This is a genomic window from Variovorax sp. Root318D1, assembly GCF_001424835.1.
Taxonomy (GTDB): Bacteria; Pseudomonadota; Gammaproteobacteria; order Burkholderiales; family Burkholderiaceae_C; genus Variovorax.
In genome coordinates this window covers 143846-167753 of record NZ_LMCQ01000002.1, presented here as the reverse complement: position 1 = coordinate 167753, position 23908 = coordinate 143846, and the positions used below count along the sequence as shown (strand labels likewise).

General features: G+C 65.8%; 20 protein-coding genes. 3 read left to right on the top strand and 17 right to left on the bottom strand.

Translation table 11 applies throughout. The features are described from left to right. Positions 1–9: 9 nt before the first annotated feature. The 8 genes from ispG to ASC78_RS03305 all read right to left on the bottom strand — a co-directional run bounded on the left by ispG (position 10) and on the right by ASC78_RS03305 (position 8644). Positions 10–1287 (bottom strand): flavodoxin-dependent (E)-4-hydroxy-3-methylbut-2-enyl-diphosphate synthase, encoded by a 1278-nt coding sequence (gene ispG, locus ASC78_RS03340; protein ID WP_055796349.1) that lies wholly within the window; start codon positions 1285–1287, stop codon positions 10–12. Next, on the bottom strand, positions 1284–2276 hold the full coding sequence (locus tag ASC78_RS03335) for a helix-turn-helix domain-containing protein (protein WP_055796346.1): 993 nt from the start codon (positions 2274–2276) through the stop codon (positions 1284–1286). The genes ispG and ASC78_RS03335 overlap by 4 nt, the downstream gene beginning before the upstream one ends. Beyond that, positions 2269–3123 (bottom strand): type IV pilus biogenesis/stability protein PilW, encoded by an 855-nt coding sequence (pilW, locus tag ASC78_RS03330; RefSeq protein WP_055796345.1) that lies wholly within the window; start codon positions 3121–3123, stop codon positions 2269–2271. Before pilW ends, ASC78_RS03335 begins: the two co-directional genes overlap by 8 nt. Positions 3124–3127: 4 nt before the next feature. Further along, the gene (gene rlmN / locus ASC78_RS03325; RefSeq protein ID WP_055796342.1) at positions 3128–4279 is read right to left on the bottom strand and encodes a 23S rRNA (adenine(2503)-C(2))-methyltransferase RlmN; all 1152 of its coding nucleotides are present in this window, start codon (positions 4277–4279) and stop codon (positions 3128–3130) included. Positions 4280–4300: 21 nt separating this feature from the next. Further along, a complete protein-coding gene (ndk, locus tag ASC78_RS03320) occupies positions 4301–4726 on the bottom strand; it encodes a nucleoside-diphosphate kinase (RefSeq protein ID WP_055796338.1) in 426 nt (141 codons plus the stop codon). A 150-nt stretch (positions 4727–4876) separates the two neighbouring features. After that, complete coding sequence (locus ASC78_RS03315; RefSeq protein WP_055796335.1) at positions 4877–6685, bottom strand: pseudouridine synthase; 1809 nt, start codon at positions 6683–6685, stop codon at positions 4877–4879. Next, the gene (scpB, locus tag ASC78_RS03310; RefSeq protein ID WP_055796332.1) at positions 6682–7533 is read right to left on the bottom strand and encodes an SMC-Scp complex subunit ScpB; all 852 of its coding nucleotides are present in this window, start codon (positions 7531–7533) and stop codon (positions 6682–6684) included. The genes ASC78_RS03315 and scpB overlap by 4 nt, the downstream gene beginning before the upstream one ends. 127 nt (positions 7534–7660) lie before the next feature. Then, entirely contained in the window at positions 7661–8644 is a 984-nt protein-coding gene (locus ASC78_RS03305; RefSeq protein WP_055796493.1) for an RluA family pseudouridine synthase, read from the bottom strand. A 56-nt stretch (positions 8645–8700) separates the two neighbouring features. Here ASC78_RS03305 and ASC78_RS03300 point away from each other — a divergent pair, with 56 nt between their 5' ends. Then, positions 8701–9507 (top strand): outer membrane protein assembly factor BamD, encoded by an 807-nt coding sequence (locus ASC78_RS03300; protein ID WP_055796328.1) that lies wholly within the window; start codon positions 8701–8703, stop codon positions 9505–9507. Between the two features lie 95 nt (positions 9508–9602). On the opposite strand, the gene ASC78_RS03295 is transcribed toward ASC78_RS03300, so the two are convergent. Both ASC78_RS03295 and ASC78_RS03290 read right to left on the bottom strand, forming a co-directional pair. Beyond that, a complete protein-coding gene (locus tag ASC78_RS03295) occupies positions 9603–11660 on the bottom strand; it encodes an ATP-dependent DNA helicase (protein ID WP_055796324.1) in 2058 nt (685 codons plus the stop codon). Further along, complete coding sequence (locus ASC78_RS03290) at positions 11657–11860, bottom strand: YdcH family protein (protein WP_055796321.1); 204 nt, start codon at positions 11858–11860, stop codon at positions 11657–11659. The genes ASC78_RS03295 and ASC78_RS03290 overlap by 4 nt, the downstream gene beginning before the upstream one ends. Positions 11861–11966: 106 nt before the next feature. Between ASC78_RS03290 and ASC78_RS03285 the strand changes: the two genes are divergently transcribed. Next, the gene (locus ASC78_RS03285; protein ID WP_055796318.1) at positions 11967–12737 is read left to right on the top strand and encodes a PP2C family protein-serine/threonine phosphatase; all 771 of its coding nucleotides are present in this window, start codon (positions 11967–11969) and stop codon (positions 12735–12737) included. Positions 12738–12787: 50 nt separating this feature from the next. Here the strand turns inward: ASC78_RS03285 and ASC78_RS03280 are convergent, their stop codons facing one another. The 7 genes from ASC78_RS03280 to ASC78_RS03250 form a co-directional block, all read right to left on the bottom strand. After that, positions 12788–13453 carry a hypothetical protein gene (locus ASC78_RS03280; protein ID WP_055796317.1) on the bottom strand — a complete coding sequence of 222 codons (666 nt, stop codon included), beginning with the start codon at positions 13451–13453 and terminating at the stop codon, positions 12788–12790. After that, complete coding sequence (gene zapE, locus ASC78_RS03275) at positions 13450–14550, bottom strand: cell division protein ZapE (RefSeq protein WP_055796313.1); 1101 nt, start codon at positions 14548–14550, stop codon at positions 13450–13452. The genes ASC78_RS03280 and zapE overlap by 4 nt, the downstream gene beginning before the upstream one ends. 4 nt (positions 14551–14554) lie before the next feature. Continuing rightward, on the bottom strand, positions 14555–15985 hold the full coding sequence (lpdA, locus tag ASC78_RS03270) for a dihydrolipoyl dehydrogenase (protein ID WP_055796310.1): 1431 nt from the start codon (positions 15983–15985) through the stop codon (positions 14555–14557). Between the two features lie 14 nt (positions 15986–15999). Further along, the gene (gene odhB / locus ASC78_RS03265; protein WP_055796307.1) at positions 16000–17262 is read right to left on the bottom strand and encodes a 2-oxoglutarate dehydrogenase complex dihydrolipoyllysine-residue succinyltransferase; all 1263 of its coding nucleotides are present in this window, start codon (positions 17260–17262) and stop codon (positions 16000–16002) included. Positions 17263–17314: 52 nt separating this feature from the next. Continuing rightward, positions 17315–20191: a 2-oxoglutarate dehydrogenase E1 component gene (locus ASC78_RS03260; RefSeq protein ID WP_055796303.1), complete on the bottom strand. Its 2877-nt coding sequence runs from the start codon at positions 20189–20191 to the stop codon at positions 17315–17317. A gap of 180 nt (positions 20192–20371) precedes the next feature. After that, a complete protein-coding gene (locus ASC78_RS03255) occupies positions 20372–22309 on the bottom strand; it encodes a propionate--CoA ligase (RefSeq protein ID WP_268810380.1) in 1938 nt (645 codons plus the stop codon). A gap of 130 nt (positions 22310–22439) precedes the next feature. Next, positions 22440–23042, bottom strand: coding sequence for an isochorismatase family protein (locus ASC78_RS03250; protein ID WP_055796298.1), 603 nt, complete (start codon positions 23040–23042; stop codon positions 22440–22442). Between the two features lie 68 nt (positions 23043–23110). Here ASC78_RS03250 and ASC78_RS03245 point away from each other — a divergent pair, with 68 nt between their 5' ends. Beyond that, positions 23111–23908, top strand: coding sequence for an alpha/beta fold hydrolase (locus ASC78_RS03245; protein ID WP_055796490.1), 798 nt, complete (start codon positions 23111–23113; stop codon positions 23906–23908).

Below are 23908 nucleotides of genomic sequence, written 5' to 3'. Positions count from 1 at the left end.
TGCGGAGGTTCAGGCCAGGGCAGCGTGTTCGCCGCCAAAGCGCTTTTCGATGTAGTTTTCGACGAGCTGGTGAAACTCGTTGGCGATATTGTCGCCGCGCAGGGTGAGGGCCTTTTCGCCATCGATGAAGACCGGCGCGGCCGGCGCCTCGCCGGTGCCGGGGAGGCTGATGCCGATGTCGGCATGCTTGCTCTCGCCGGGGCCGTTGACGATGCAGCCCATGACGGCCACCTTCATCGTTTCGACGCCTGGGTATTTCTTGCGCCAGACCGGCATCTGCATGCGCAGGTAATCGTCGATTTGCTTGGCAAGCTCCTGGAACGTGGTGCTCGTGGTGCGGCCGCAGCCCGGGCAGGCCGTGACGCTCGGCACGAACACGCGCAGGCCCAGAGCCTGGAGAATTTCGTTGGCGATCAGCACTTCTTGCGTGCGCGACTCGCCCGGCTGCGGCGTGAGCGACACGCGAATCGTGTCGCCGATGCCCTCTTGCAGCAGGATGGAAAGCGCCGTGGCCGAAGCCACCGTGCCCTTGGTGCCCATGCCGGCTTCGGTGAGGCCGAGGTGCAGCGGATAGTCGCAGCGCTTGGCAAGCTCGCGGTACACCGAGATCAGGTCTTGCACGCCGCTCACCTTGCACGACAGGATGACCTGGTTGCCGGCCATGCCCATCGACTCGGCCAGCTTGGCGGATTCGATGGCGGAGGTGATGAGCGCCTCGTACATCACCTGCTTCGCGTCCCACGGTTCGACGCGCTGGCTGTTGATGTCCATCAGGCTGGCTAGCAGTTCCTGGTCGAGGCTGCCCCAGTTGACGCCGATGCGCACGGGCTTGTTCCAGCGCATGGCCGCATCGATCATCTGGCCGAACTGGCGGTCGCGCTTGTCGCCCTTGCCCACGTTACCCGGATTGATGCGGTACTTGCTGAGCGCTTCGGCGCAGGCCGGATAGTCGGTCAGCAGTCGATGTCCGTTGTAGTGAAAGTCGCCGATCAGCGGCACGTCGACGCCCATGCGGTCGAGTTGCTCGCGGATGTAGGGCACCTGGGCCGCGGCCTCCGGCGTGTTGACCGTGATGCGCACCATCTCCGAACCCGCTGTGGCCAGCTCCTTCACCTGGATGGCCGTGCCGATCGCGTCGACGGTGTCGGTGTTGGTCATCGACTGCACCCGCACGGGCGCGTCGCCGCCCACCGTGACGGTACGTGCGCCCCAGACCACCTGGGCCTGGCGCGAGCGGCGCGCCTTGGGCGCCGCAGATTCGATGGGTTGCGGAGTGCAGTCGGTCACGATGTCACCTCGAAACGCGCCACGCCGCCGCCGCGCGTGACAGGCTTCAGATCGTAGGGCTTTCCGCGCACCTGCACATCGACCGCCGAGGCCCGGCCCACCACCACCGACAGCGGCAGCGCGCCCGACAAACCGACAGTTTCGCCAGCCTTCAGGCTGCGGCGCAGCAGCTGCTTGCCGCCGGCTTCCGTGACCGTGATCCAGCATTCTTCGCGCGCGACGAAGACAAGCGGCTGGTTGCCGGCTGCAGCAGCAACGGCCGTGGCAGATGTGGGCGATGCCGATGCGGCGGCGGCGCTCGTGCCGGACGGGGGCAACGCCGCCTGCGGAACGGCGCCTGCCGCGGGCGCGGCAGCTGTCGCGGATGGCGCAGTCGTTGTAGGGGCCACCGGCGTGACCAGTGTGTTTTCGACGACGACGGATGGTGCGCCTGGCGCTGGTGCGGCTGCGGGCGCCCCGGCCGCCGAATTCGTTTCACCCTCGCCGCGCGCGGTCCAGCGCGACACCGAAGCACCGACCTGGTCGAACACCGATTGGGGCAGCCAGAACAGGATGGCAGCGCCAACGAGAAGCAGCGCCACGACCGTCCACAGCGGGCGCGACGGAAGTCCGCTGGAGCGGCCGCCGCTCCAGCGCGGCGTGCCGGAAACGACCTTGCCCTTCAGCGTGCGGTCGGCCGACGCCAGCGGCGTGCGCTGTGCGCCCGGCAGCTTTGCGAGCACGGGGGCGGGATCGATGCGCAGGGCCCGGCAGACGCTGCTTGCCAAGGCCCGGGCAAAGACCGGGTCGGGCAACGACGCAATGTCGTCCGCCTCGAGTGCCATGAGCTTTTGCGGCGGCACCTTGAGGGCCGCGGCCACCATTTCGATGTGCAGACCGTGCGCCTCGCGTGCTTCGCGAAGCATGTCGCCGGCTGTCTTGTGCGTGTTGTCGCCTTCCTCGAGCGGCAGTGCCGCGGAAGTGCCGAACTCCGAAACCCGTTCAGTCATTGAAATTCCCGCGCTCGTACGCGATTGCCTCCCGGGATTGCGGGAAGCGCCGTTGCAGTTGCCCTCCCAACTGCGCAACAGCTTCGCGGTTGTTGAGCCGTCGTTCGATCTTGAGGCCGAGCCAGAGCGTCTCCGCATTGGCCGAAGGACTGTTGTTGACGCGGCGGATGTAGAACTGCGCACGCTGCCACTCCTCGCGCTGCGCAAGGATCGAGGCCAGGTTGAGCCCGATCACCGGATTGCCGGCGTCGATCTCGTAGGCCTGCATGAGAGTGCGCTCCGCCTCCACACGCTGGCCGGCCCTGAGCTGGCAGACACCCTGCGTCATGAGCGTCTTGGCGCGGTCCGTGTAGCTCGGCACCGCAAGCGCAGAGGTGAATTGCTGGGTCGCATCGCCATAGCGGTTCTGCTGGCACAGCAGCCATCCGTAGTTGTGCCGCACGTTGGGATCACGCGGGTTGATGGCAATGGCACGGCGGAAGCTGTCTTCGGCCATGCCGGCATCCTCCAGCCGCATGTAGACCAGGCCTCGCAGGTTGTAGGCATCCGCGTAGTTGGGGTCGGCAGCCAGGGCCTGCTTGATCTCGTCGAGCGCCACGGTGTTCTGGCCGTGCTCGAAATAGCCCGAGGCCAGTTCCATGCGCAGCCGAGCGCGGCGTTGCCGGCTGGTTTCGTCGGATTCGGTGACGATCTCCGTGCCCTTGCCAGAACTGGTATCGGCCAGGCTGGTGGTGGTGGTCCGCGTATTGACGCAGCCCGCGAGCAGAAACGCCACGGCGACACCGGCAACGCTTGCGGCCAGCAGCCGCTGTGCGCTCGCGGTCGCCATCGGAAAGGCCATGCTCATGGGGTCAATGCTCCTGGGGGAAGGTCTTGCGAACCGGATGCAAAACAATGGGGCGCTCCGACACGATGCGGCGCTGGGCCATGCGTTCGGCCGCGCGGGTACGGTCCTTGACGTCGCCGGCCAGCTGTCCGCAGGCGGCGTCGATGTCGTCGCCGCGCGTCTTGCGCACGGTGGTCACCAGGCCGGCCTCGCTCAGCGTCCTGGCGAATGCCAGCACGCGCGGCTGCGGCGAACGCAGGAGGCCCGAGGCCGGAAACGGGTTGAACGGAATCAGGTTGAACTTGCACGAAATGCCATGGGCACGGACGAGTTCCACCAGCTGCCGTGCATGCTCGGGCTGGTCGTTGACGCCATCGAGCATGCAGTACTCGAAGGTGATGAAGTCGCGCGGCGCATGCGCCAGGTAGCGCTTGCAGGCCTCGATCAATTCGGCGATCGGATACTTGCGGTTGAGCGGCACGAGGTCGTCGCGCAGCGCGTCGTTGGGCGCATGCAGCGACACCGCCAAGGCCACGGCGCAGTCGGTGCCTAGCCGGTCGATCATGGGCACTACGCCGGACGTCGACACGGTGACGCGGCGGCGCGAGAGGCCGTAGGCGTTGTCGTCGAGCATGGTGCGCAGCGCGGGCACCAGCGCGGTGTAGTTCTGCAGCGGCTCGCCCATGCCCATCATCACCACGTTGGAGATGACGCGCTCATCGCGCTTCAGGTGCTTGCGCAGGAAGTGCTCGGCAAACCACAGCTGGGCGACGATTTCGCCCGTGCTCAGGTTGCGGCTGAAGCCCTGGTGCCCCGTGGAGCAGAAGCGGCATCCCACCGCGCAGCCGGCTTGGGACGACACGCACAGCGTGCCGCGGTCGTCTTCGGGAATGAATACGGCTTCGACGGCATTGCCGTCGCCGACGTCGAACAGCCACTTGATCGTGCCGTCCTTGGATTCGTGCTGCGTGAGGACAGGAAGGGCCTCGACGCGAGCGGTGGTGGCGAGCTTTTCGCGCAGCGACTTGGCCAGATCGGTCATCTGGGCGAAGTCGCTGGCGCCACGCTGGTGGATCCAGCGGAATAGCTGCGTGGCGCGGAACCGCTTCTCGCCGAGCTTTTCGCAGAACGCAGCCAGCCCCTCGAGATCGAATTCGAGCAGGTTGGCCGTGGTCATGAAATCAGCCGGGGTGCGGCTTCAGCGCGCGTAGACGTTGAGGCCGGCGAAGAAGAAGGCGACTTCGTTCGCTGCGGTTTCAGGGGCGTCGGAGCCGTGCACGGCGTTGGCGTCGATGCTGTCGGCAAAGTCGGCGCGGATGGTGCCGGGAGCCGCCTTCTTGGGGTCCGTGGCGCCCATCAGGTCGCGGTTCTTGGCGATGGCGTCTTCGCCTTCGAGCACTTGCACGAACACGGGGCCGGAGATCATGAATTCGACCAGGTCCTTGAAGAACGGGCGTTCTTTATGGACCGAGTAAAACTGCTCGGCTTCGTTGCGCGACAGATGCACCAGCTTGGCGGCAACGATCTTGAGGCCGGCAGCTTCGAAGCGGGAAACGATCTTGCCGATGACGTTCTTGGCAACGGCGTCGGGCTTGATGATGGAGAGGGTACGTTCGATAGCCATTGAAATGCTTCCTGAGCTTTGATTTTGAAGTGTTTTGTCACAACTGCGACGAATTTGTTGCGTCGGGCGTCGACAAAGCCTCTGATTTTAACCGGCGCAACCCCCGGGGTTGGTGAAAACCCCGCGAAAGGCTGCGCTGGCATCTGGCTTTCAGCGTCCGCGGCGCCGATTTCCGCCGGGGCCGCCGCCACCGCCGCCGAAACCGCCTCCCGATGGGCCGCCGCCTCGGCGCCCTGGCCCCTGCCGCTGCTCCTTGCGCTGGCGCGAAAAGCTGTCGGCGCCGATGTAACCGAGCGAGGTCTTCATCGGATCAGGTTGGTTCGCGCCGCTTGGCGGACGCTCCTCGCCCTGACGGTTGCCGCGATTGCTGTTGTTGTTGTTGCCACGGCGTCCTTGCGGCGGCTGGCCGGCGTTGCCCCCACCGCCACCGCCACCGCCGCCGCGGTTGGCGCGGCCTCCGCGCTCGCCCCGCGGCGGACGGCCGTCGCCGAGCGGATTTGGAATGGGTGCCTCGCGATTTTCATCGCGCGGCGCTTGGCCACCGCCGGCATTGCGGTTGCCGCGCCGCTTCTTGTTGCGGCCGTTCCGGCCGCCGCCGACGCCCTCTTGTCCGCCCGGGCCGCGTTGTTGCTGCTGCGGGGGACGCGGTGCACCGCCGCCTGAAGCCTGGAACAGCGCGTTGATGTCGCGTTCGTCCAGCTCCATCCAGGCGCCGCGCTTCAGGCCTCGTGGCAGCACCATGGCCCCGTAGCGAATGCGGATCAGTCGGCTGACCGCGTGGCCCACCGACTCGAACAGCCGCCGAACCTCGCGGTTGCGGCCTTCGGAAATGGTGACGCGGTACCAGTGGTTGGAACCCTCGCCGCCGCCCTCTTCGATCGTGCCGAACTGGGCCATGCCGTCGTCGAGCCGAACGCCTTCGAGCAAGCGCTTCTTTTCCTCGGCATCGAGCGCACCCAGCACGCGCACGGCGTATTCGCGCTCCAGGCCGAAGCGCGGGTGCATCAACTGGTTGGCCAGGTCGCCGGAGCTGCTGAACAGCAGCAGGCCTTCGGTGTTCAGGTCGAGCCGGCCGACCGATTGCCACTTGCCCTGTTGCAGGCGCGGCAGCTTGCGAAACACCGTGGGTCGGTTCTGCGGATCGTCGTGCGTGACGACTTCGCCGACAGGCTTGTGGTACGCGATGACGCGCGGCGGAGGCGGCGCAATGCGGTAGCGGATCGGCTTGCCGTTGATCTTGACCTGGTCGCCGTACTGGATCCGCTGCCCGATGTGGGCCGGCTCGTTGTTGACGGAAATACGGCCCTGAAGAATCAGCTGCTCCATCTCGAGCCGCGAGCCCAGTCCCGCCTGCGCCAGCACCTTGTGCAGCTTGGGTGAGTCGGCTTCGGGCAGCAGCACGCGCTTGAGCGGCGGGACCTCGGGGCTTTCTTCGTCGGCGTCGAACTGGCCAGAGATGACGTCCGCGAAGCGGATGGGCTCGGGCGGCGGCGCATTGCGCTGCTCGCGATCGGCGGCCCGGCGTGCGCGGTCGAGGTCGTCCTCTTCCTCGTCGGGCTCTTCTTCTTCCTCTTCGTCGCCGTCGTCCTGGCTGCTGGTGCGGACAGGCTCTTCCGCGCGGCGTTCCCGGGGCTCCTGTCGTTCGGCGGCTACAGGGGGAGCGGCAACCTCGGCCGGAGCCTCGGCGACTGGCACAACATCCGGGGCGGCGTCAACCACAGGTTCGGAAGCCTCGGCCGCCACGGGTGCCGCGGCTTCACCCTCCAGGGCCTGCTCGGCTGTCTTCTTGCGGCGGGGACGCCGCTTCTTTGGAGCTTCCCCCTCGCCGGCTGACCCGGGCAGGGCTTCGGCCCCAGCATCCGAAGACTGGCCGGACGCTTTCGTCGTCTCCGCTTCTTTTTTCTCGGCTTCGGGCGGGACCGGCACGATGGCCGCGTCGTCGATGTCGGAGGAGCTCATTGGTTTTTTCCGGGAGAAACAGCGTGGGGATCGGTCTCGTCGGACGACGGGACTTCGGATTCGAGCTCAGCGGGAAGCTCGACGTCCGGGAGGGCCGGGATTTCTGCAGGCTCTTCGGTGCGAGCCGCGTCTTCGGCGAATTGCGCAGCAGCGGCCTCGAGGGCTTCGACCGCTTCGGGAGCCTCGGCAGGAGGCAGCGCAAGTTCAGTGTCCGCTTCCAGGTCTGGTTCGGTGACAGCGGAAGCATCGTCATCGGCCTCGCCGGCGATTTCCATCGGCAAGCCTTGCTGGTTGCCCGAGGCCTGGTCGAGCGCATCGACCAGCGCCGCTTGTTGAGCCGGAGTTTCGATCAGAGGCAGCTGGTCGAGGGAGCCGAGGCCGAGGTCGTCGAGAAACTGGCGCGTGGTGGCGTAGAGCCCGGGCCGCCCGACGGTTTCGCGGTGGCCGATCACCTCGACCCAGCCGCGGTCTTCGAGCTGCTTCAGGATGAGGGAGTTGATGGTGACGCCGCGAATGTCTTCCATGTCGCCGCGCGTGACCGGCTGGCGGTAGGCAATGATGGCCAGCGTCTCGAGAGCGGCACGCGTGTAGCGCGGCGGCTTTTCGGGGTGCAGGCGATCGAGATGGTCGCGCATCTCGGGCCGGCTTTGAAAGCGCCAGCCGCTGGCGACGTTCACCAGTTCCAGGCCGCGTTGCGCCCAGTCTTCCTGCAGTTCAAGCAACAGCACCTTGATGGTGTCCGCACCCAGCTCGTCGTCGAACAGCACGCGCATTTCGCGCACTGGCAGCGGCTGGCTCGAACAGATCAAGGCGGTTTCGAGAATGCGCTTGGCATCCGCCGTATTCATGGTTCGCGTTATCCGGGAAAAGGCGTCTCAGGGACGCTTGTTCAGAAGGATGGAAGAAGGCGCTGCCGGCACGCGGCGAGTGCAACGCAAGGCCGGCATCGGGGTGGCCGGCGCGGCCCTCGGGCCGTCAGACGCGATTGTAATCCAGCCCCCAGGCCTGCAACGCATGAACGAGATCGGCGGGAGGAAGAGAGCGGAACTCCATCGGCGCCTGGGTGACGGGATGCACGAACGCGAGCCTGAAGGCGTGCAGCGCCTGCCGTTCCAGACCCGCGGCCGGCGCCCCTCCGTAGAGAGCGTCACCAACCAGCGGATGCCCGATCGACGCCATGTGCACGCGAATCTGGTGGGTCCGGCCGGTTTCGAGGGTACACCGCACGGCGCAGCCGTCGGCATTGCTGTCCAGCCGTTCGATGAGCGTGCGCGCCGTCTTTCCTGCGTGGCGCTCCAGATCGACGACGGCCATGCGCAAACGGTTGCGCGGATCGCGCCCGATGGGCGCGTCCACCTGGCGGGCCGCGGCCCCCGTCCAGGGTTTGTGCCCAATGGCAAGGTACTGGCGCTTGACCTCGCGCGCCGCGATCAGCGCCACCATGGCGTCCATGACGGCACGGGTCCGCGCTACGACCATCAGCCCACTGGTGTCACGGTCGAGCCGGTGGACGATGCCCGCGCGCGGCAGCAGGGACGCCTTGGGGTCGAGCGCCAGCAGTCCGTTCAGCAGCGTGCCGCTCCAATGACCCGGCGCCGGGTGCACCACCAGGCCGGCCGGCTTGTCGACGATGCGCAGGTGCTCGTCCTCGTGCACCGTGACGATCTCCATCGCCTCGGGCCGGAAAGCCTGGCTCTGGGGCGTGGGCCGCAGTTCGATGCGCCCGGCCTGGCCGGCACGCACCGTGGCGGAAGCCTTCAGGACCGTGCGCCCCTGGAGCTCCACGGCGCCCGCTTCTATCAGCTGTTGCAGATAGTTGCGAGAAAATTCCGGCACCAGCGCAGCCAGCGCGCGGTCCAGTCGCAGGCCGTGGTGGGCCTCGCCTATGGCGAAGGGCCGCAACTCGCTGGGCTCGACCGGATCCGCGCCCTCATCGACCTCGGCCGTGTCAGGGGCAATGTCCAGGGGGTCGGTCGATATAATTGAAGGCAACTGTTTCACGAAAGCCGTATGTGATGTTTCGCGCCAAATTATCGGTCCCCTCCTGGATCGCGCTCAGCGCGGCAGCGCTGCTTGCAGCCGGCTGCTCCTCCACCAGCGTCGACAAGACCGCGAACTGGAGCCCCAACCGCATCTACGCGGAAGCCAAGGACGAAGCGGGTTCCGGCGCCTACGACAAGGCCGTGCCTCTGTACGAAAAGCTCGAAGGCCGCGCCGCCGGTACGCCGCTCGCGCAGCAGGCCCAGCTCGAAAAGGCCTACGCCCAGTACAAGTCGGGCGAAAAGGCCAATGCCATTGCCACCATCGATCGCTTCCTGAAGCTGCACCCGGCCAGCCCGGCGCTGGACTACGCGCTCTACCTGAAGGGTGTGATCAACTTCAACGACGACCTTGGCATGTTCGCTTTCCTGACGCGCCAGGACCTGTCCGAACGCGACCAGAAGGCCGCCAAGGAATCGTTCGAGTCGTTCAAGGAACTGGTGACGCGCTTCCCCGATTCGCGCTACACGCCAGATGCGCGCCAGCGCATGAACTACATCGTGAACTCGCTCGCCCAGTATGAAGTGCACGTGGCGCGCTACTACTACTCGCGCGGCGCCTACCTCGCAGCCATCAACCGGGCGCAGCTTGCGCTGTCCGATTACCGCGAAGTGCCTGCGCTGGAAGAAGCCCTGTACATCATCGTCCGCTCCTACGATGCGCTCGGCATGAAGGACCTGCGCGATGACGCCCAGCGCGTGCTGACCACCAACTACCCGCAGAGCGAGTACCTGGCGCGCGGCTTCAAGGGCAAGGACGATCCGTGGTGGAAGGTCTGGTAATCCGGTAAAAAGAATAAAGCCCTTCGGGGCTTTTTCTTCGTCTCGACCGGGCCAGGCGCGCCTGCGTCGAGCCCGACGCCTTCTCCTTGTGTTTCTCAGGCCGACAGGGAGTTCTTCAGTTCGGCGATGGCCGCCTCAAAATCCGCTTCGCTCTCCAGCCGCCGCATCGGCGGCAGCGCCGCCAGCAGCCGCCGGCCATAGCCCATGGCGACCAGGCGGGTGTCGCAGATCGCGAGCACCCCGCAGTCGGTTTCGCGGCGAATCAAGCGCCCTGCCCCCTGCTTCAGCGCCACGGCCGCCTCGGGCAGCGAATAGTCGCTGAACGAACTGCGCCCTTGTGCCTCGAGCCGCTGCGAGCGAGCCTCGACCAGCGGGTCATTGGGTGGAGGAAACGGCAGCTTGTCGATTACCACCAGTTGAAGCGCATCGCCCGGCGCATCAAAGCCTTCCCAGAACGACGCGGAGGCCACCAGCACGCAGCCGTTGCGGCCGCCTTCCGCGCCTTCGCGGAAGCGGTCCATGAGCACGCGCTTGGGCAGTTCGCCCTGGACCAGCACCTCGGGCCGCACGTCGGCTTCGAGCCGCTCGAACTGCTGCTTCATCTCGTCGCCGATGGTTCGCAAGGCACGCAGCGTGGTCGTCAGCACCAGCGTGCGGCCACCAAGCTCGGCGGCGCCGCGCGCGGCCAGCTGGGCCACGCGCACGCTGTGCGCGGCATCGTTGGGCTTGGGAAACACACGAGGCACATAGAGCCCGGCCTGGGCCGCATAGTCGAAAGGGCTCTGCACTCGCAGCACCTCGGCATCGCGCAGGCCGCACGGCTCAGTGAACCAGCGCAGCGTGGGCTCGTCGCCCAACGTGGCGGAGGTGAAGACCCAGGCGCGGCCGCTGTCTTCCGACGCCGCACGGCTGTCCTCCTCTTCACCGTAGGCATTCTGGTTGTCCCGATCGATCTTGAGCACCCGCGTGCGCATGGCTTCGGCAATGTCGAGCGGCGATTCGACCAAGCGCAGCTGCGTCCCCACATCGACCCAGCGCACGGACTCCACCTCGCAGGGCAGCGCGAAACGCGCCGCACGCTTGGCGAGTTGCTGGGCTCGCTCGTGCAGGCGCACGAAATCCGGCGATATTTCGCTGACGGTATCGAGCCCTTCCGCCGCCAGCTCGAACGCATGCTGCAGGGCATCGAGCGCACCCTGCCAGAGGTTGGGGTCGATGCCTTCGGGCGCTGGGCCCACCCAGCGCAGCTTGGTCCCGGGCCATTGCTTGCCGACCGCAAGGCGCAACTCGCGCGCGGCGCGCTCGATGTCCGCCACCAGTTGCTGCCAGTCGACCAGCCCCCGCGCATGCTGCAAGCCGGCACCGAGCAGATCGCGCGCGAAATCGAGCGCCTGCCCGCTGCCGAGCTGCGCGCCCAGGAACTGCACGCCGGTTTCGTTGAGTTGATGGGCCTCGTCGAACACGACCACGCTCACCGTGGGCAACAACTCCGCCATGCCGGTTTCGCGCACCGCGAGGTCCGCGAAGAACAGATGGTGATTGATGACCACCACGTCGGCCGCGAGCGCCTCGCGCCGCGCCAGGTTGACGTGGCAGGGCTTGAACTGCGGGCATTGCGCGCCGAGGCAGTTCTCGCGCGTCGAAGTGATGAGGGGAATGAGCGGCGAGCGCTCGTCCAGCCCCGGCAACTCGGCCAGATCGCCAGTCCGGGTGGCCTTGGACCATTGCTCGATCTTGGCGAGCGTTCGCAAGCTGCCCCGCTCGGGGAGCGAGGCGTCGTGGCGCGCCAAGTCGAGCCGGTGCAGGCACAGATAGCTCGCACGACCCTTGAGCAGCGCCGTTCGAACCGGCAGTTCGAGCGCCTCGACCAGGCGCGGCAGGTCGCGCCCGAAAAGCTGGTCCTGCAAGGTCTTGGTGGCGGTGGAGAGCAGCACGCGCTCGCCGCTCAGAAGGGCCGGCACGAGGTACGAAAAGGTCTTGCCGACGCCGGTGCCGGCCTCCACCACCAGCACGCCGCCCTCTTCGATGGTGCGGGCAACGGCCAGCGCCATTTCGGTCTGCCCTGAGCGTTCGCGGAACTGCTCGGCCGCGCGGGACAGGACGCCTCCCTGCGCGAAGGCGTCGCGCACCTTGTCCTCGAGTGTTTCGGTCACGCGGGTTCTCTTGGATCGAGCACGTTCTCGAGCCGTGCGATTTGGTCGCGCAGCGCAAGGCGGCGTTTTTTCAGGCGGCGCAGCAGCAGCTCGTCTTGCGGCGAAGCCTCGGCCAGGCGGTCGATGGTGGCGTCGAGATCGGCATGCTCCATGCGCAGCTCGATCAATTGGCGGGAAAGGGAATGAAGATTGGAGTCCAACGTTGGCGATGCGACCTATTCCGCCGCAGCTCGTGTTCACTCGATAATACGTCCTGGTTCGACCTCCCGAGAAGATAGAAAGCGCGCCGCTGGCGCATTTGCGCTCATGACCCAAGGCTTTCGACTTGCCGCCGCCACCGGACTCCACAAGGGCGACCGGACCTATCAGCAGGACCAGGTGCTGATGATGAGCCATCCGCGCATGCCCGGCTGCATGCTCTGCGTCATTGCCGACGGCATGGGCGGCCGCAGCGGCGGGCGCAAGGCCTCAGACCAAGTGCTGATGACGGCGCGCCAGCTGTTCGCCCGCTACAGCCCCGAGCGCGACAGCTCCACGGCAGTGCTGCGGCAGCTGCTGGAAGATGCGCACACGGTCATCAAGCTCACGGCCCTGTCGAGCGAGCAAGAGCCGCACAGCACGCTGGCGGCCTTCCTCATGAACCCCAAGGGCGATTGCGCGTGGATTCACGCCGGCGACTCCCGCATCTATCACTTCCAGGACGGCCAACTCGTCACGCGCACGCGCGACCACTCCTACGTGCAGGTGCTGATCGACCGCGGCGAAATCAGCGAAGCCGAGGCCAACGTCCATCCCAAGGGCAACATCCTGCTCGGCTGCCTCGGGATGACCTCGATGCCGCCTCCCATCGAGCCCCACTACATTCCGATGATGCAGCCCGGCGACCTGCTGATGGCATGCAGCGATGGGCTCTGGCACTACTTCAGCCCCGAGGAGCTGGCGAGTGTTCTCTACGCAGAGCCGCCGCGCGAAGCGGTGGAAATCCTGGTGGGAGAAGCGCGCCGCCGCGCCCGCGGCACGGGCGACAACATCTCCATTGCAGTGCTAAAGCTCGAGGCGCTGCCCGCAGAAGCCTGAACGGCACCTCTCGCCTCCCGGCGCCTTTCGAGCGCAAGGCTCCGAGGGCTTCAACGGGCTGGTGCCGACGCCGGCGATGCCGGAGGCAAGGGTGCGCCGCGCGGCTTGGTGCGTTCGGCGTTCTGCCGCTCGCGGCTGGCGCGGTGCTCGGCCGCTTTTTTCTGCTTGCTCTCGAAGCGTTCGGCGGCCGCGGGGGCTTCGGCGCGCTTCTGGGCCGCCTTGGCCTGGTCGTCGGCGTGCGCTTTCTGTTTCTCTTCCAGCTCGCGCCGGCGCGCGTCCGCCTCGGCGGCGGTGGCGGCACGGCTCGCCGCGTGGTCGGCCGCGCGCTGCTCGCGATCTTTCTGAGTCTGGCGCGACTCGTTCTGCTTCTCGGGCGCATCTTGCGGGCGCCGCGTGGCGGCTTTCTGATCGAGCTTCTCGAGCTCGGCCGCGCCGCGCCGCTGGCGCTCGATGTCGTTGATGGCAGTTTCCTGCCGCTTGATGTGATCGGTCTCGGCGCGGCGGCGCCTGCGGCTGTCGCGCAAGCAATCTTCGACCGCGAACTTCTGGTAGCAGGCGGCGCGCTCCTTTTCGAAGCGCGCATCAATGGCTGCGCGTTCGGCCGTGAGCCTGCTGCGCTCGGCCTCGAAATTGGCATTGCCCGCGGCCGCGGTGGACTGCGCCCACGAAGGCAGGCTGCCCAATGTCATCAGCACGGCGAGAACGGTATGTTTCATGTCAGTCGAGTGTCGACGATGCGGCGTTCCAGGGAAAGAAACTCGCTCGATTGCATTTCTGTGAGCCTGGAAACCGTGCGCGGGAACTCGTGCGCAAGCGGCCCCTCGGTGTACAACGCCTCCGGCGGTACCTCGGCCGACATGATGAGCTTCACGCGCCGGTCGTACAAGACGTCGACCAGCCAGGTGAAACGGCGTGCTTCCGAGGCCATGCGCACCGGCATGTGCGGCACGTCGGACAACAGCACGGTGTGGAACTGGCTGGCGATCTCCAGATAGTCATTCTGCGAGCGCGGTCCGCCGCAGAGCGTCTTGAAATCGAACCAGACCACGCCGCCGGCCTTGCGTCGGGCGCGGATTTCGCGCGCCTCGATGTGCAGGATCGGGCTCTCGTCGGCCGTTTCGGCCAGCTTTTCGAAAGCCTTGCGCATTTCCCTTTCAGCCCCTGCATCGTTCGGCGTCAGGTACATGCGCAACTGCTCGAGCGTGCGGCGGCGGTAGTCGGTGCCGTTGTCCACGCTGAGCACTTCGAGCTTCTCGTTGAGGAGCGCGATCGCCGGAAGAATGCGGTCCCGGTGCAGCCCGCCGGGATACAGGTCGTCGGGCTTGAAATTGGACGTGGTCACAAAGCCCACGCCGTTCTCGAACAGCGCCACCAGCAGCCGATGAAGAATCATCGCGTCCGTGATGTCCGCCACGTGGAACTCGTCGAAGCAGATCAGCTTATAGCGCTTGGAGATGCGCAGCCCCAGCTCGTCGAGCGGGTTGACCGTGCCCTGCAGCTCGCGCAACTCGCGGTGCACCTCGCGCATGAACTCGTGAAAGTGCAGCCGCGTCTTGCGCCTGAGCGGCACCGCGTTGAAGAACAAGTCCATCAAAAAGCTCTTGCCCCGCCCGACGCCGCCATGCATGTAGACGCCGCGCGGCAGCTCGGGCCGGTTGATGAACTTCTTCAGCGCGTTGGAGCGCTGGGACTTGTATTCGCCCCATTCCCGCGCGCAGCGATCCAGCGCCTCTACGGCACGCAGCTGCGCGGGATCGCTCTGGAACCCGCGCACCGCGAGTTCCGCCTCATAGGCCTCTTTAACGCTTGTCAAAGGATCAGAAGTTCAGCGTGCGCTTGTCCACGGCAAGTGCCGCTTCCTTGGTGGCTTCCGACAGCGACGGGTGCGCATGGCAGATGCGCGCGATGTCTTCGGCACTGGCCTTGAACTCCATCGCCACCACGGCTTCGGAGATCAGCTCGCTGGCCTGCGGGCCCACGATGTGCACCCCGAGGATTTCGTCCGTTGCCGCATCGGCCAGGAACTTGACCATGCCGGTCGTGTCGCCCAGCGCACGTGCGCGGCCGTTCGCAAGGAACGGGAAGGTGCCGGCCTTGTAGGCGCGGCCCGCGGCCTTGAGCTGCTGCTCGGTCTGGCCAACCCAAGCGATCTCGGGGCTGGTGTAGATCACCCACGGCACGGTGTTGAAGTTGACGTGGCCGTGCTGACCCGCAATGCGCTCCGCCACGGCAACGCCTTCTTCCTCGGCCTTGTGCGCGAGCATCGGGCCGCGAACCACGTCGCCGATAGCCCAGACGTTGGGCAGGCTGGTCTTGCAGTCGTCGTCCACGGCAATGGCACCGCGCTCATCGAGCTTGAGGCCCACGGCTTCGGCGTTCAGGCCGATGGTGTTGGGCACACGGCCGATCGAGACGATCAGCTTGTCGACCTCGAGGGTTTGCGCTTCGCCCTTGGCATTGGTCCACGCCACGCTCACGCCCTTCTTCGACGACTTGATCTCGCCGACCTTGACGCCGAGTTCGATCTTGAGCTTCTGCTTGTCGAAGGCCTTCTTGGCTTCCTTGGCGATCTGCTCGTCGACGCCGCCCAGGAAGGTCGGCAGCGCTTCGAGCACCGTGACCTCGGCGCCGAGGCGGCGCCACACCGAGCCCATTTCCAGGCCGATGACGCCCGAGCCGATCAGGCCCAGCTTCTTCGGCACCGCGCCGATGCGCAGCGCGCCGTCGTTCGAGAGGATGTTCTCCTCGTCGAACGGCGTGCCGGGCAATGCGCGGGCATTGGAGCCCGTGGCCAGGATGACGTGCTTGCCGCTGATCGATTCTTCGGCGGCGCCCGCCACCTTGATCTCGTAGCCGGTTGCGTCGGTCTTCACGAACGAACCGCGACCATGGAAGAAGGTGATCTTGTTCTTCTTGAACAGGTACAGGATGCCGTCGTTGTTCTGCTTCACGACCTGGTCCTTGCGGGCCAGCATCTTGTCGATGTCAAGGCCGAGGCCTTCGACCTTGATGCCGTGGTCGGCAAAATGGTGGCCGGCCTGCTCGAAGTGCTCCGACGATTGCAGCAGCGCCTTCGACGGAATGCAGCCGACGTTGGTGCAGGTACCGCCCGGTGCCGGACCGCCCTTGCCGTTCTTCCATTCGTCGATGCAGGCGACGTTGAAGCCGAGTTGCGCGGCACGGATGGCGGCGATGTAGCCGCCGGGGCCGCCGCCGATGACGATGACGTCGAATTGTTTGTTTGCCATCTGATTCTTTCTCCTCAGATGTCGAACAACAGACGCGACGGGTCTTCCAGCGCTTCCTTCATGGCGACCAGGCCCAGCACGGCTTCGCGGCCGTCGATGATGCGGTGGTCGTAGCTCATGGCGAGGTAGTTCATCGGGCGGACGACGACCTGGCCGTTCTCGACCACGGCGCGGTCCTTGGTGGCGTGAACTCCCAGGATGGCCGACTGGGGCGGGTTGATGATTGGCGTCGAGAGCATCGAGCCGAAGGTGCCGCCGTTCGAGATGGAGAAGGTGCCGCCGGTCATCTCTTCGATGCCGAGCTTGCCGTCCTGGGCCTTCTTGCCGTATTCGGCAATCTTCTTCTCGATGTCGGCAAAGCTCATCTGGTCGGCGTTGCGCAGGATGGGCACCACCAGGCCGCGCGGCGAACCGACGGCAATGCCGATGTCGAAGTAGCCGTGGTAGAGGATGTCGTTGCCGTCGACCGAGGCGTTGATCACCGGGTACTTCTTGAGCGCATGCACCGCGGCCTTCACGAAGAAGCTCATGAAGCCGAGCTTCACGCCATGTTCCTTGGTGAAGCTGTCCTGGAAGCGCTTGCGCAGTTCCATGACGGGCGCCATGTTCACTTCATTGAAGGTCGTCAGGATCGCGTTGGTCGACTGCGACTGGATCAGACGCTCGGCGATACGGGCGCGCAGGCGGCTCATTGGCACGCGCTGCTCCGGACGCTCACCCAGGTCGGGCGCGCGGGCGGGCGCGGCGACTTGCGGCAGCGCGGGCTTGGCAGCGGGTGCGGCAATGGTGGCCGCGGGCTTGGCGCCCGAAGCCACTGCGCCGAGCACGTCGCCCTTGGTCACGCGGCCGTCCTTGCCGGTGCCGGCCACGTCGCTGGTCTTCAGGTTGTTGTCGGCCAGCAGCTTGGCGGCTGCGGGCATGGCAACGTCCGACTTCGAACCGCCGGTGGCGGCAGCAGCGGCTGCTGCAGGCGCTGCTGCCGCCGGTGCCGGTGCGGCGGCGGGTGCTGCCGCAGGGGCTGCCGCGCCGGCCTTGCCTTCGGTGTCGATCTTCGCGATCAGCTGATCGGCCACCACGGTGGCGCCATCGGGCTGCACGATTTCGGCCAGCACGCCAGCCGAGGGCGCGGGCACTTCCAGCACGACCTTGTCGGTCTCGATCTCGATCAGGATTTCATCGACGGCGACGGCTTCGCCGGCCTTCTTCTTCCAGGTGAGCATGGTGGCTTCGGCCACGGATTCGGAAAGCTGGGGGACTTTGACTTCTACGATAGACATTTGGAGTGAGCTCCGCTTTTTTCTTCAGGTGTTCGTGTGAAAAGAAATTGTTTTACTTGGTCAGCACGAAGCCCTTGAGCTTGCCAAATGCGCCATCGACGAGCGCCTTCTGCTGTTCCTGATGCAGGTGCGAGTAGCCGACCGCAGGCGATGCCGAAGCGGCACGACCGGAGTAGCCGAGCTTCTGGCCTTCCTGCATGTTTTCGTGGATGTAGTGCTGCACGAAGAACCAGGCGCCCTGGTTCTGCGGCTCGTCCTGGCACCACACCACGTCGCTGAGATTGGGATACTTCTTGATCTCGGCGGCAAACGCCTTGTGCGGGAACGGATAGAGCTGCTCGACGCGGATGATGGCCACGTCGTCATCGCCGCGTTCTTCGCGCTTCTTGGCCAGGTCGTAGTAGACCTTGCCCGAGCAGGCGACCAGGCGCTTGACCTTCTCCGCCTTGAGGCCCTTGCTGTCTGGAATGACGGTCTGGAAGCTGCCCTTGGTGAACTCGGACAGCGGCGAGGTCGCGTCCTTGTTACGCAGCAGCGACTTCGGCGTCATGATGATCAGTGGCTTGCGCAGGTTGCGCACCATCTGGCGGCGCAGCACGTGGAAGATCTGGCTGGCCGTGGTCGGCTGCACCACCTGCATGTTGGTGTCGGCGCTCAGCTGCATGAAGCGCTCCAGGCGTGCCGAGCTGTGCTCGGGGCCCTGGCCTTCGTAGCCGTGCGGCAGCATCATGGTCAGGCCGTTGACGCGGCCCCACTTCACTTCGCCCGAGGCGATGAACTGGTCGATCACCACTTGGGCGCCGTTCACGAAGTCGCCGAACTGGGCTTCCCAGATCACGAGCGTGTTGGGGTCGTTCGAGGCGTAGCCGTATTCGAATGCGAGCACGGCTTCTTCCGACAGGATCGAGTCGATGACGACGAACGGAGCCTGGTTTTCAGCCACGTTCTGCAGTGGCGTGTAGGTGCCTTCGTCGAACTTCTCGCGGTTCTGGTCGTGCAGCACGGCATGGCGGTGCGTGAACGTGCCACGGCCGCAGTCCTCGCCCGACAAGCGCACCGGATAGCCGCTGGCCACCAGTGAAGCAAAGGCCATGTGCTCGCCCATGCCCCAGTCGACGTTCACGTCGCCTCGGCCCATGGCGGCGCGGTCGTCCAGCACCTTCTTCACGAGCGGATGCACCGTGAAGCCGGCCGGCACCGCGGTGATCTTCTCGGCCAGTCGCTTCCATTCGCTGGTTGGAATGGCGGTGTCGCCGGCGTCGGTCCACTTCTTGTTGAGGTATGGGCTCCAGTCGACGGCGTACTTGCTCTTGAAGTTGGTGAGCACCGGATCGACGGTGTTCTTGCCTTCGTCGAAGGCGGCGCGCTGCGCCTTGACCATGTCGTCGCCGAGCGTCTCGCCCAGGCCCTGAGCGGCCAGCTTGTCGGCGTACAGCTTGCGCGTGCCGGGGTGCTTGGCGATCTTCTTGTACATGAGCGGCTGGGTGAGCGAGGGGGTGTCCTGCTCGTTGTGGCCCAGCTTGCGGAAACAGATGATGTCGACCACCACGTCCTTCTGGAACTCCATGCGGAATTCGAGGGCGAGCTGGGTGGCGAGCACCACGGCTTCGGGGTCGTCGCCGTTCACGTGCAGCACCGGCGCATCGACCATCTTGACGATGTCGGTGCAGTACAGCGTCGAGCGGCTGTCGCGCGGATCGCTGGTGGTGAAGCCGATCTGGTTGTTGATGACGATGTGCACCGTGCCGCCGGTGGAATAGCCACGGGTCTCGGCCAGCGCCAGCGTTTCCATCACGACACCCTGGCCTGCGAAGGCGGCGTCGCCGTGCACGATGACGGGCAGGACCTGCTTGCCCAACGGGTCGGCACGGCGGTCCATGCGCGCGCGCACCGAGCCTTCGACCACGGGGTTCACGATCTCGAGGTGCGAGGGGTTGAACGCGAGGCTCAGGTGCACCGGGCCGCCAGGCGTGGTCACGTCCGAGCTGAAGCCCTGGTGGTATTTGACGTCGCCGCTGGGCAGGTCTTCGGGTGCGGTGTGGTCGAACTCGGCGAACAGGTCGGCCGGCATCTTGCCGAGCGAGTTGACCAGCACGTTGAGGCGGCCGCGGTGGGCCATGCCGATCACGATTTCCTGCACGCCCTTGGCGCCGGCCTGGTTGATGAGCTCGTCCATCGAGACGATGAAGCTTTCACCGCCTTCGAGCGAGAAACGCTTCTGGCCGACGTATTTGGTGTGCAGGAAGCGCTCGAGGCCTTCGGCGGCAGTCAGGCGGTTGAGCACATGCTTCTTCTGCTCGGTCGTCAGCTGCGGGTTGGTGCGCGCGCTTTCGAGCTTCTGCTGCCACCAGCGCTTGTGGTTCTGGTCGGTGGTGTACATGTACTCGGCGCCCATGGTGCCGCAGTACGTTTCGCGCAAGGCATTGAGCAGGTCGCGCAGCGACATGGTCTCTTTGCCGAAGAAGGTGTTGCTGGTGTTGAACACCGTCTCGAGGTCGGCATCGGTGAAGCCGTAGAACGAGGGCTCGAGTTCCGGAATGGCCGGGCGCTCGGCGCGCTTGAGGGGGTCGAGATCGGCCCAGCGTGCGCCGACGTTGCGGTAAGCGGCAATCAGCTGCTGGACGGAGGTGCGTTTGCGCCCGAGCTCGGAATCGGCGCCGCTGGCCTGCACGACCTTGGTCGTGCCCTGCTTGGCGCGTTCGGCGAAGGCGTTGATGACCGGCTGGTGCGGTACATCTCGGGTGTTGGTGCCGTCGACCGCGGGCACGTTCTGCAGCGCGTCGAAATACGAGCGCCAGTTGTCTGGAACGCTGCCGGGGTTGGCAAGGTAGTTTTCGTACATCTCCTCGACATAGGGCGCATTGCCGCCGAAGAGGTAGGTGTTGCCTTGATAGGCGGTGTACGCCGATGGCGTAGAAGAATCGCTCATATTCCGCTGACCTTCGCTTCCCTGAAGGAAGCACTAGCTGGTTTAAGAAACCTTCCGCGACACGGCTGAACCGATTGGCGGATGCGACTGTGGCTGGGGAAGGGCCTGAGTACCTTCGCATTGTGCCACGTCGAACATGTGGCGACGGAGCGCGCCTTCGCAAGGCGCGCTTTTGCTCATTCAGACCGAAGAAACCAACTGCTTGATCTGCTGCAGCGTGGCGGGGTCGTCGATGGTGGTCAGGTCGCCGGGATCGCGCTGTTCGCAAACGGCCTGGATGGCACGCCGCAGCAGCTTTCCGCTGCGGGTCTTGGGCAGGCCGCTCACGAATCGGACACGGGCCGGCCGCGCCAGCGCGCCGAGTTGGTCGGCCACCACTTTCATGATCTCGCCCTCGAGCTTCAGGGCCTCGTCGGCGTCTGTCAGGGCCTGGCCGTTCCGCGGCACGACGAAGGCCATGGCCACTTGGCCCTTGAGCGCATCGGCCACGCCGACCACTGCCACTTCGGCCACGCTGGCATGACCCGAGATGCTTTCCTCGATCTCGCGCGTGCCGAGGCGGTGGCCCGCCACGTTGATCACGTCGTCGGTGCGGCCAAGGATGTAGAAGTAACCGTCCTCGTCGCGAATGCCCCAGTCGAAAGTCGAATAGACCATCTTGCCCGGCACGCTCTTCCAGTAGGTGTTCACGAAGCGCTCGTCGTCCTTCCACACCGTCTGCATGAATCCGGGCGGAGTCGGCCCCTCGACCACGACCACGCCCTTCTCATTCGGCGCGGTCAATTCCTCACCGGTCGATTCGTGCAGGATCTTGATGCGGTAGCCGTACATCGGTACGCCCGGGCTGCCGAACTTGCTCGGCTTGGCCTCGACGCCATTGGCGATGGTGATCATCGGCCAGCCCGATTCGGTCTGCCAGTAGTTGTCGATGATGGGCACGCCCAGTCCGTCGCTGATCCAGCGCGCGGTGGGCTCGTCGAGCGGTTCGCCCGCGAGGAACAGCGCACGCAGGCTGGACAGGTCGTACTTTTTCAGCAGCGCCGGGTCTTGCTTCTTGAGCACGCGCACCGCAGTGGGCGCGCTGAACATCACCGTCACCTTGTACCTCTCCACCAGGCGCCACCAGATGCCGCCGTCGGGTTGCTTGTCGATTCCCTGCGTCGGCAGGCCTTCATACATGAGGGTCGCCATGCCGGCGATCAACGGGCCATAGACGATGTAGCTGTGTCCCACCACCCAGCCGATGTCGCTGGTCGAGAAATACGTTTCGCCGGGTCGGCCGTCGAAGATGTGCTTCATGCTGGCGGCCAGCGCCACGGCGTAGCCGCCCACGTCGCGCTGAACGCCCTTGGGCTTGCCAGTGGTGCCGCTGGTGTAGATGGTGTAGCTGATGTCCGTGGCAGCCAGCCAGGTGCAAGGCACTTCGGCATCGTGGTGCTTCCGACCCAGCTCGGCAGCCAGGTGGTCGCGCCCGGCCGTCAGATCCATGGAGGCCAGGCCGCGGTCGGTGAGCAGCACCGCCGAGGGCTTGTGCTTCGAAAGCCGGATGGCCTCGTCGAGCAGCGGCTTGTATGCGATGACCTTGCCGCCGCGTGAACCGGCATCGGCGCTCACCACGACGTTGGGCTCGGCATCCTCGATGCGCGTGGCCAGAGAGCCGCTTGCGAAACCGCCGAACACCACGCAATGGATGGCACCGATCCGGGCGCAGGCCAGCATTGCGAACGCGGCCTCGGGAATCATCGGCATGTAGATGAGGACGCGGTCGCCCTTGCCCACGCCAAGCTCGATCAGACTGGCGGCGGTGCGCTGCACCTCGGCGTGCAGCTCGCGAAAGCTGTAGGTCTTTTCGGTGCCGGTTTCGGTCGAGACGAAGATCAGCGCCGGCTGGTCTGCGCGATCGGCCAGGTGCCGGTCGACCGCGTTGTGGCACAGATTGGTTGTGCCGCCCACGAACCAGCGGGCGAATGGCGGGCGGCTGGCATCCAGGACCTGGGCCGGGGGCGCCTGCCAGTCGATCAGCCTCGCCTGCTCAGCCCAGAAGGCCTCGGGCGCGTCGACGGACTGGCGATAGAACTCTTCGTAGCGGCTCATCTGCGTTGTCTCCTTATATTGAATCGTCCGGCGGCCACGCCAAAACTGAATTCATAATTATGGAGATCGATCTTGCAGCAAGCTGACGGGCCGAACAATCGGGTTCCGCCCGCGCCTGCCCCGGGCGCGAGACGCCTATCGAGCCGGCTTCACATCAGCGAATGAGTTTCAGCACCTCGGCGAATGCCGGATGCTCGGCGGTACGCAGCCATTCGAAGCCGACCATTTCAGTGGTCACCAGTTCGGCGCCCGCGCCGGCCAGCCGGTCGAAGGCGGCATCGCGGTTGCGCTCGGTACGGGAGCTGCACGCGTCGGTCACCACCCACACTTCGAACTCGTCTTCCAACAGATCGAGGGCCGTCTGCAGCAGGCAGACATGAGCCTCGCAGCCGGCAATCACGATCATGTTGCGCTCCTCGGCGGCGGCCGCTGGTTTTTGCAGGTGCTTGGGCAGGCTGCGGGCATTACCCTGCGGCGCCTTGGCCGGTACGCGCAGCCATTCACCGAGGCCCTCCTCCATGCCGCTGAAATGCATCTTGGACAAGGTGCGCTGGCACAGCGCGCGAATGTCGGGCACGTTTTCGCCGAGCTTCGAAGGGTTGTGCTCGGTCCCCCAGACCGGCACCTCGAACAGGCGCGCCATCTTGCCCAGGCGCACTGCGTTCTGCGCCACGGCATCGGCCTCGAAGATCGCAGGCATCAGTTGCGCCTGATAGTCGACCAGCACGAGTTGGGATTGCGAGGCGTCGAGCAGCATGAACCGTTTCTTTCATTCAGATGGAATTGATGGGCCAGACCGTACCACCGAAACTAGACTCCGAGCGGATGCAGATCTTCTTTCCGACCCGGCTTCATTTGCGGATTCTGGCCCTTGGCGCGGCGCTCGTGGTGACCGGATGTGGCGGGCTGCGCACCGCCAAGGCGCCGCTGGAGAGCACGCTCGAAAAGAGCGGCTGCACGCCGAACGCCGACACCCTGCTCGTGTTGCTACCGGGCGCGTACTCGCACCCCGACGAGTTCACGCGCGAAGGCTTCGTGAAGGCGCTGAACGACAACAGGCTCGCAGTCGACGTGATGCTGGTCGACGCGCATCTGGGCTACTACCAAGGCAAGACCATCCTCGATCGCCTGGAGCGTGACGTGATGGTGCAGGCTCGCGGCAAAGGCTACAAGTCGATCTGGATCGTCGGCATCTCGGTCGGCGGGTTTGGTGGACTGCTTTATGCGCAAACGCATCCGGGCGAACTTGCCGGCCTCGTGGCCCTTGCGCCCTACCTCGGCGAGCGCACGCTCAGCACCGACATCGCCAATGCCGGCGGCTTGGCGCGCTGGACCGGGCCGCTGGGCGATCTGCCAGGCAGCGACCCGCGAGCCCCGAACGAGACACAGCTCTGGCAATGGCTGCGCGGCTACGTGGGCACCACTGCCACCTTCGGCGCTCGGCCGCCGCTCTACCTGGGCTACGGCACCGACGATCGCTTTGCTTTCAGCCACCAATTGCTGGCCGCCGCGCTGCCCAAGGAGCGCGTGTTCACGACCGAGGGCGGCCACGACTGGCCCGAGTGGACGCGGCTCTGGCGGCGCATGCTGCCGACGCTGCCACTGCCGGGCTGTCCCGGCTGA

Bases quoted from the DNA above. Each gene is read 5' to 3' on its own strand.
- ASC78_RS03260 (WP_055796303.1), bottom strand. From the start codon at position 20,191: ATGAGCGATTCTTCTACGCCATCGGCGTACACCGCCTATCAAGGCAAC.
- pilW (WP_055796345.1), bottom strand. From the start codon at position 3,123: ATGAGCATGGCCTTTCCGATGGCGACCGCGAGCGCACAGCGGCTGCTG.
- ASC78_RS03245 (WP_055796490.1), top strand. From the start codon at position 23,111: ATGCAGATCTTCTTTCCGACCCGGCTTCATTTGCGGATTCTGGCCCTT.
- odhB (WP_055796307.1), bottom strand. From the start codon at position 17,262: ATGTCTATCGTAGAAGTCAAAGTCCCCCAGCTTTCCGAATCCGTGGCC.
- ASC78_RS03285 (WP_055796318.1), top strand. From the start codon at position 11,967: ATGACCCAAGGCTTTCGACTTGCCGCCGCCACCGGACTCCACAAGGGC.
- rlmN (WP_055796342.1), bottom strand. From the start codon at position 4,279: ATGACCACGGCCAACCTGCTCGAATTCGATCTCGAGGGGCTGGCTGCG.
- lpdA (WP_055796310.1), bottom strand. From the start codon at position 15,985: ATGGCAAACAAACAATTCGACGTCATCGTCATCGGCGGCGGCCCCGGC.
- ndk (WP_055796338.1), bottom strand. From the start codon at position 4,726: ATGGCTATCGAACGTACCCTCTCCATCATCAAGCCCGACGCCGTTGCC.
- scpB (WP_055796332.1), bottom strand. From the start codon at position 7,533: ATGAATACGGCGGATGCCAAGCGCATTCTCGAAACCGCCTTGATCTGT.
- ASC78_RS03335 (WP_055796346.1), bottom strand. From the start codon at position 2,276: ATGACTGAACGGGTTTCGGAGTTCGGCACTTCCGCGGCACTGCCGCTC.
- ASC78_RS03280 (WP_055796317.1), bottom strand. From the start codon at position 13,453: ATGAAACATACCGTTCTCGCCGTGCTGATGACATTGGGCAGCCTGCCT.
- ASC78_RS03315 (WP_055796335.1), bottom strand. From the start codon at position 6,685: ATGAGCTCCTCCGACATCGACGACGCGGCCATCGTGCCGGTCCCGCCC.
- ASC78_RS03300 (WP_055796328.1), top strand. From the start codon at position 8,701: ATGTTTCGCGCCAAATTATCGGTCCCCTCCTGGATCGCGCTCAGCGCG.
- ASC78_RS03250 (WP_055796298.1), bottom strand. From the start codon at position 23,042: ATGCTGCTCGACGCCTCGCAATCCCAACTCGTGCTGGTCGACTATCAG.